This is a genomic window from Streptomyces sp. NPDC054840, assembly GCF_053611065.1.
On the sequence record NZ_JBSGZP010000350.1, the window covers coordinates 1 to 7,665 of the forward strand.

Consider the following 7,665-nt stretch of genomic DNA (forward strand, 5'->3'; position numbering starts at 1 on the left):
CTCCCACATCACCCAGTCCCGTCACGGCGGCGCGCCTTCACGAGGGCGGCTTCCGCTGACACGCAAGCTCCTCGACCGGTGGCGTGCGGCGCTGAACGCGCGATCGGGGTCGGCTGCGGTGGCCGGTGGGCAGGCGGCATGGATGCGGATCGCCGGGTCGGGGGCGTCGAGAAGGGGATGCAGGAGGGCGGCGCCGGCGGTGATCGCGGCCCGGTCGGGAGCGACCGCAGCAGCTCAGCGCGCGGGCGGTACCCTCCGGCTCAGCGGAAAGGGCACGGCGTTCCGCCACCTCGGCCGTAGGAACACGGCCCCGTCAGGGAGGTCCCACCCCATGAACCCGTATCTGCGCACCCCCACTGCTCTGACCGCGCTGGCGCTCACCGCCACCCTCGCCGCCTGCGGCACCACCGAGGAGGGCAACGCGAGCGGCAGCAACAGGGTCACGATCGGCCTGCTGCTCCCCGAGAACGAGACCGCGCGGTACGAGAAGTTCGACAAGCCGCTGATGGAGAAGAAGGTCGCCCTGCTGACCCTCGGCAAGGGGAAGGTGGTCTACGCCAACGCGATGGGAGACGCGGCCAAGCAGAACGCCCAGGCCGACGCGATGATCGAGAGCAAGGTCGATGTCCTGGTCGTCGACGCGGTGGACTCCAAGGCGATCGCCGGCGCGGTGACGAAGGCCAAGGCGGCGGGCATCCCGGTCGTCGCCTACGACCGTCTGGCCGAGGGCCCGGTCGATGCGTACGTCTCCTTCGACAACGAGGACATCGGCCGCCTCCAGGGCAAGACCCTGCTGGATTCCCTGGGCGACAGAGCCAGAAACGGGAAGATAGTCATGATGCACGGCGCCCTCACCGACCCCAACGCCGCCCGCTACAAGGCCGGCGCCCGCACCGTCCTCGACGGCAAGGTGAACGTCGGCAAGGAGTACGACACCGCCGAGTGGAAGCGGGAGAACGCGAACGCCAACATGACGGCGGCGATCTCCGCACTCGGCAAGGACAAGATCGTCGGCGTCTACTCCGCCAACGACGGCATGGCGGGCGGCATCATCTCCGCCCTCAAGGCCGCCGGTGTCTCCCCCCTGCCGCCGGTCACAGGTCAGGACACCGAGCTCGCCGCCGTGCAGCGCATAGTGGCGGGCGAGCAGTTCATGAGCGTCTACAAGCCCTACTCCCGCGAGGCCGAGGCCGGAGCCGAACTCGCCGTCCTCCTCGCCCAGGGCGAGAAGATCGACGGAATCATCAACCAGGTGGTCAGCAGCCCCACCACCAAGCGCGTCCCCGCAGTCCTCATCCTCGGCGTGGCCGTGACCCGCGACAACATCAGGAGCACCCTGGTCCTCGACAACGTCTACACCGCCGAGGAGATCTGCACCGAGGCCCTCAAGGCCACATGCGACGGGATCGGCCTGGAATAGGGCGGCAGGCGGGCGGGGCTCCGTCCCGGCTGACGGACGAGCCCCGCCACCGGCCCGGCCTGGACGAACGGCTCGGGCAGAGCGCCGTCGACGACTGCACCCGCCCGGCCGGCCGCCAGACGATGTCCGCCGACCTACGCGCCCTGTACCCGTCCGACACCGCGACGGACGCACTACGGCCGCGTCCGCCCGAACCGGCCAAGGCGGGCGTCGGTGCGAGCGCGTTGCGCCCCGGGCTGCGGGCCGGAAGGCGCGGTCTCCATGGGGTCCGGGATCCGTCCCGGCGTCGGCCGTTGCGGTACGCGCGGTGGGGGAGCAGGCCGGATTCGAACCGGCGTCATCCCCTCCTGACAAGAGGGCGCGTCTACCTCTGCGCTACAGTCCCCCCACCGCGGTAGGCACACCTTATGCGTTCCGGCCAGGACCCGCGTAGCGGGTTTTCCTCGCTCACGCCACCCAGGAGGTACCCCCCGTGGACCCCATGACCGCCCGCTTCACATCGTCCGCCACGGCCCCGCCGGCGGGCGCGCTCGCGGTGCTCTACGAGACTTTCCCGGCTCGTCGGCCCCAAGGCGGCCGTGATAACCGGCAGATGACCTGATGGGGCGGCTCCGGCACGGGGATGTGGCCGCCGGTGGCCCGGCAGAGGTGCCTGGTGGTACCGGTCGGCTCGTCGCGGTGGGGCGCAGTCTGTTCGCAACGGTCACGATCGACCCGGTCCTGAACATCGTGGAACTGCCGGACGGACTCGGTGTCTGCCTCGTCCACGCCGTGCGCGGCGGGGGCAAGATCTACGTGGCACCCGACGAGTCGGCGTTGTTCGTCAGCTCTGGAATCGCCTTTGATGCGGGGCTCGATGCGTTCCGCGACGGCGTACGTACCCCACCGGGAAGGCAGGCGCCCGGGATCGGGGATGCGGGCGATTGATCGTGGGAGGTGCGGTCGACGGACGTGCTCCCAGGGCCGAAGGCCGCACTCCGACGTCGGGAGTGGTCCCGACCGCTCGCGGACCGGACCGCGTACCTGTCCCTCGTGCGCGACAACGCGGTACCGGTGCCCGAGCCGTCGGCCGCCCTCCTGGCAGAGATCGCGCTCCAGCAGCGCCTCGGGCACGAGTGCCGACGGTGGGGACCAGGTGACGGGGTGACCTCCTGCCGGGTTGATCGTTTCCGGAGGGGGAGCGGTGCCCGCTGTTCCCCCGGCTTCGCTCAGGAAAGAGGTCCGGGTGGACACCATCACGGCCAAGCGGCACATCTTCTCGATGCTGGACGTCGACGGTGACGGGGTCATCTCCCGCCAGGAGTACCTCGCCCGGCCCGAACGCGCGGCAGCGGCCCTTGGCCGGGCCGGCGACGACCCGCTCCTGTCCTTGGCGCGCATCGCCCACGCGAGGGTGTTCGCGTCGATGGACGCGAACCTGGACGGCCGCGTGACCTTCACGGAGTACGAGGCCTGGGCGGGCGGAAAGGCCTTCGACGAGGTGTGCAGGCCGGCCCTGGGATCACTGTTCGACCTCGCCGACGCCGATGGCGACGGGCATCTCGACCGGGCGGAGTTCACCCGGCTGCGCCACTCCCTGGGCAACTCCGCCGACAACGCCGGTGCGGCCTTCGACGCGCTGGACGAGGACGGTGACGGCCGAATCGATCGGGACGCCTACCTGGCACAGATCCGTTCCTTCGTCACTGATGGATCCTCTTCCATGGCGCGGGCCCTCCACGCGGAGGCCGGTCGCTGACGACGTGAGGACCGGCGGCTTTCCCGCGCAAGGCACCCGCGCGACGTGCGCGACAGAGGGCCGACAGCAGGCGAGTCGGCAGGTCCTTGCCAGGGCCGGGGCCCCCGGCAGCGCCACCGCGTAGGAGGCGGAGCAGGGACCACCTGACCTGCGCGGGCGCGCCGACGGGGGCGCCTGTCCGCGGGTGGCCAGGGGATCAGCCCTTCTTGGCGTCGATCTCGGTGACAAGGCCCTCGATGAGGCCCTTGATCTCGTCGCGGATGGGGCGGACGGCCTCGACGCCCTGGCCGGCCGGATCTTCGAGCTGCCTGCCGAGGAAGGGCGGTGTCGCCGGTACGCCCACGACCTGGGCTCGGACGTGACCCTCGTCGGTGTCACGGCCCGCTCGAACCGCCAGAGGTCGGACCAGGACCCGGCGGCGTGGTTGCCGGTACCTGCGGTTCACTGCCGGTGCAGCGGGTGGCGACCGGCACCGTTGGGTCGGGCGGTGGACCAATGAGAACGCGCACGGTGCGGCGGAGCGGGATCAGCCGGTGTCCAGGCCGTCGATCAGGCGGTTGAGAAACCGGGTGAAGGTGGCTTCAGGGGTGAGGGGGCGGCCCGGGGCGGCGAGGGCTTCGGCAAGTTCTGGGTGGCGGCCGTCCGCGGCGACAGCGGCGAGGTAGCGGGCTTCGGCTGCGACTCGGTCGGGGGACTGCGAGGCTGCGGCCCCCGCAATCTCATGGGTGACGTGCCCGGCCACGAATGCGGTGAGTTGGGCGAAGACCTCCAGCTTCGCCGCACCGTCCAGCCTGGTGGGCCGCAGGGCGGCCAGCGCGCGTTCCAGGAACGCCAGGGTGTTGGGGCCAGGGATGCGGCGGGCGGCGAGAGCGGCGGGCAACCAGGGGTGTCGCAGCATGTGGGCGCGCTGGAGGTGGGCGATGGCTTTCAACTCGGCACGCCAGTCGCCGGTGGGCGTGCTCGTGGTCGGCAGTTCGCCGCTGACGTGGTCGACCATCAGTTCCAGCAACGTCTCCTTGTCGGGGGCGTAGCTGTACAGCGACATGGCGCCGGCTCCGACCTCTGCGGCGACTCTCCGCATGGTGACCGCTTCGAGCCCCTCCGCGTCCGCCAAGGCGACGGCCACCGCCGTGATCGCCTCTCGGCTGTAGGTCGGCTTTCGGCCCCTACGGGGCTTGGCGGAGCTCAGCCAGAGCTGCTCGGGGTCGACGCCTGGGGTGCCGGCCTTTCTCGCACGCGGCATCGTGCCCACTCCCTCCGTCGATCGAGGCGGCCCTTGCGGGCTTCATCCAAGCATGGTTTATTCTCGTACATCGTACGAATAAAGAGGAGGGGACGATGGCAGCACACTTGAACGGTCCTGCGACGAGGCAGACATGGGCACCGCCTTCCCGTAAGCCGCCCCTGGCTTCACGGATCATGAGGGCGACCTGGCGCGGCCTCCCGGCCAAGCGGCACGATGTCGGGTGGGAGCCGGGGCTGCCGGTGCCGGGCGCCGACGGCAGCCCGCTGATCACGGACCACTACTTCCCACGCGCCGAAGGCGCCTTCCCCACCCTCTTGGTGCGCTCGCCGTACGGCAGGGGGCTGCCGTGGTCTCCCATGTACGGCGTGCTCTTCGCCGAACAGGGCTTCCACGTGGTGCTGCAGAGCTGTCGCGGCACCGGTGGTTCCGGCGGCGAGTTCGATCTTTGGCGCAACGAGGCCGCCGACGGCCGGGCCACCGTGTCCTGGCTGCGCGATCAACCCTGGTTCGACGGAACGCTGGGCACCGTCGGCCCCAGCTATCTGGGGTACGTGCAGTGGGCCCTCGCCGCGGAACCCCCACCGGAGCTGAAGGCGATGGTGGTGCAGGTCGGACTGCACGATCCGCACGCCCTGTTCCACGCACAGGGTGCCCTCCGCCTGGAGAACGCCCTCGCCGTCGGCGTCGGCATGACGTACCAGCACCAGGGGATGGCACCGTTTCTGAAGGCGACCCTGCGTCTGCAGCGGCGCCTGCGTGATGTCACCACCGCGCAGCCGCTGCGCGGGGCGCACGTGTCCGCCCTCGGGGGCGATGTGCCTTGGCTGGACGACGTGATGTCGCACCCGGATGCCGAGGACGCGTACTGGCGCGGTGCGTCGTTGGCAGCGGTGGCGGAGCGGCTGAACGTGCCGACCGGTTTGATCACCGGATGGCACGATGTGCTGGGCGACCAGACTTTCGAGCAGTACCGCCGACTACGTGAGGCCGGATGCGAGACCGCCTTGCTCGTCGGCCCCTGGACCCACACGTCCGCGCTGCAGCAGGGGTGGCCCGAGGTGTTCGCCGAGAGTCTCGCCTGGCTGCGCGCGCACCTGTACGGCGATCCCTCCGGCCTCCGTCCCACACGGGTGCGCGTGCACGTCGGCGGCGAAGACGAGTGGCGGGACATCGACGACTGGCCGCCGGCCACGGTCGTCGGCTCGTGGTTTCCCACCGCGCAGGGCCATCTCACCCGGACGGCTCCCACGGAATCCGCACCGCTGATGTCGTTCCGCTACGACCCGAGCGACCCCACCCCCTCTCTCGGCGGCCCATTGCTCTCCCGTACAGCCGGGCCTCGCGACAACAGCACCCTGGAGATCCGGGACGACGTACTGACCTTCACCGGCCCCCCGCTGACCGAGCCCCTGACCATCCTCGGCCCGGTCTCCGGACGGCTGAGCGTTTCCACGGACACCGGCCACGCCGACGTGTTCACCCGCCTGTGCGATGTCGACACGCAAGGCCGCTCCGTCAACATCTGCGACGGGCTGGGCCGGCTTCGGACGGACCGGCAGGAGCCGTCGCAGATCACCGTGCCGATGAGTCACACCGCCCACCGCTTCGCCGTCGGTCACCGCATACGCTGGCAGATCAGCGGAGGCGCCCATCCGCGGTACGCCCGCAATCCCGGCACCGGGGAGTCGCCGGTGGACGCCACCACCTTCACTCCGGTGCGCATCACGGTCCATGCGGACTCGGCGCTGACGCTCGGGGCGCTTGCCCACAGTTCCGGGCTCAGCCCTCTGGGGAACGGCCGGCAAGCGAGACCTTGAGCGTCACCACGGTGCGGTGTCACGCCCTGGTCGGCCTACGACGGTCGGCAGGCCGTCCGCGCGCCCAGGCTTTCCGGGCGGTGTGCGCGCGTGCGGATGGCGCAGCGCCGCGCGGCACCGGCTGGAATTGCCAGGCGCCGACTGCGCATCCGAGCGACTCCACGGGCCTGCCTCGTCAGTCCTGGGCCCAGGCGAAGGGCATGGGTGCGCCCGGCGGGATCACCCAGGGGTGGGGGTATCGAGCCTGGCAACCGGTGCAGCGTGCGACGAATGGCCCCAGGTCGGGATTGGTCAGGAGGCTGTAGTGGCTGGAAGCTTCGGCGGGGAGCATGTAGCCGTTCGCTGTCGTCTCCAGACCAGGCCAGCCAGGAGAACACCGGCAGGGCTGTTCCGCTGCGAATGATGCGCCTTCAGCGGTCCTGGACGTGCGCTTGAAGAGGCTTGTGAAGTTCTCGAAACTCTCACGTACGGACACAACGGGCTCGCGTTTCGCAGTGGCTGATCTGGGGTCGTCGAGACTACCGGGACCATGGATGTGCATCCCGCCCGCACCATGAATCGGCCGGCAGACGTACGTGGGCACGACCCCCCAGGGACCCTGGAGCCGCGTCCGGAACCCACGCCACCGCGGGGGAACCCGCCGTCACGCGTCGGGGGATTCGCCGGCGTGGGGCCTTGAGCGACTCCCCGGGGTGTGCGGAGCGGGTGTCGCCCCGGGATGGAAACACGCCGTGATGGTCTTGCCGCCGTGGAAGGAATGGGCGTCCCAGGCATCGGCGAGGGCGTCGATGATGGCGAGTCCGCGTCCGGAAGTCGCTTCGCGCGAGGCGTCGCGCGGGGCCGGCAGGTACGGGTCGCCGTCGGCGACGCTGACGTGCAGGCACCGGCCGTCCCAGGTGAGCACCAGCCCGGCGTCGCTGTGGGCGTGGACGTGCGCGTTGGTGACGAGCTCCGACACCGTCAGCAGGACGGAGTGCGCCGTGTCGGGGGCGTCCGTCGTCCACTGCAGGGAGTCCAGGCGTTCGGCGGTCCATCGGCGGGCCTCGCGAACCCCTCGGTGTACGGGAAAGGAAGTGGCCCACCCCTTGGCACGCATGGACACCGCGTTCACCTCGCTCGCTCTCTCGTGTGACGCCGGACCGGAGGGGCCGTGTCGCTCGTCAGAACCGGCTCGCCCGGTGCCGGGCACGGCGCCCGCCCCTGCGGTGCACGAGCAGCAGGGCCAACGCCATCGGCGCGATCAGCAGGACCATCGTCGTCACAGGGCTGCTCCTTCCCTCGTCTTCGTTCCCCCTGCGCGTGTGGCCGCTATCAGGCCTCCGAAACCCGAAACCCCTGATGTGTGCCGCCCGGCTCCCTCTCCTTCGACATCCCTTCGCCTCCCTCAGCGGTTCATCCGGCGCGGACGCCCACCGAAGCCCCGCAAGCGGCGGAAGCCCCGGCG

6 protein-coding genes and 1 pseudogene are annotated in these 7,665 nt (G+C 70.7%); 4 read left to right on the forward strand and 3 right to left on the reverse strand.

The genetic code is table 11. From position 1 onward, the window contains the following. The first annotated feature begins 331 nt into the window (after positions 1–331). From ACWGIU_RS23175 to ACWGIU_RS23185, 3 genes are all read left to right on the forward strand, one after another. Positions 332–1,420 (forward strand): sugar ABC transporter substrate-binding protein, encoded by a 1,089-nt coding sequence (locus ACWGIU_RS23175; protein ID WP_453708654.1) that lies wholly within the window; start codon positions 332–334, stop codon positions 1,418–1,420. 678 nt (positions 1,421–2,098) lie between these two features. Then, on the forward strand, positions 2,099–2,347 hold the full coding sequence (locus ACWGIU_RS23180) for a hypothetical protein (RefSeq protein WP_453708656.1): 249 nt from the start codon (positions 2,099–2,101) through the stop codon (positions 2,345–2,347). 298 nt (positions 2,348–2,645) lie between these two features. Further along, positions 2,646–3,158, forward strand: coding sequence for an EF-hand domain-containing protein (locus ACWGIU_RS23185; protein ID WP_453708658.1), 513 nt, complete (start codon positions 2,646–2,648; stop codon positions 3,156–3,158). 196 nt (positions 3,159–3,354) lie between these two features. Here ACWGIU_RS23185 and ACWGIU_RS23190 read toward each other — a convergent pair. After that, a pseudogene (locus ACWGIU_RS23190) lies at positions 3,355–3,477 on the reverse strand (phosphotyrosine protein phosphatase); the annotation flags it as partial. Between the two features lie 207 nt (positions 3,478–3,684). Next, positions 3,685–4,401 carry a TetR/AcrR family transcriptional regulator gene (locus ACWGIU_RS23195; RefSeq protein WP_453708660.1) on the reverse strand — a complete coding sequence of 239 codons (717 nt, stop codon included), beginning with the start codon at positions 4,399–4,401 and terminating at the stop codon, positions 3,685–3,687. A gap of 176 nt (positions 4,402–4,577) precedes the next feature. Here ACWGIU_RS23195 and ACWGIU_RS23200 point away from each other — a divergent pair, with 176 nt between their 5' ends. Further along, positions 4,578–6,221 (forward strand): CocE/NonD family hydrolase, encoded by a 1,644-nt coding sequence (locus tag ACWGIU_RS23200; protein ID WP_453708662.1) that lies wholly within the window; start codon positions 4,578–4,580, stop codon positions 6,219–6,221. 643 nt (positions 6,222–6,864) lie between these two features. Here the strand turns inward: ACWGIU_RS23200 and ACWGIU_RS23205 are convergent. After that, positions 6,865–7,317 carry an ATP-binding protein gene (locus ACWGIU_RS23205; protein ID WP_453708664.1) on the reverse strand — a complete coding sequence of 151 codons (453 nt, stop codon included), beginning with the start codon at positions 7,315–7,317 and terminating at the stop codon, positions 6,865–6,867. Positions 7,318–7,665 lie beyond the last annotated feature (348 nt).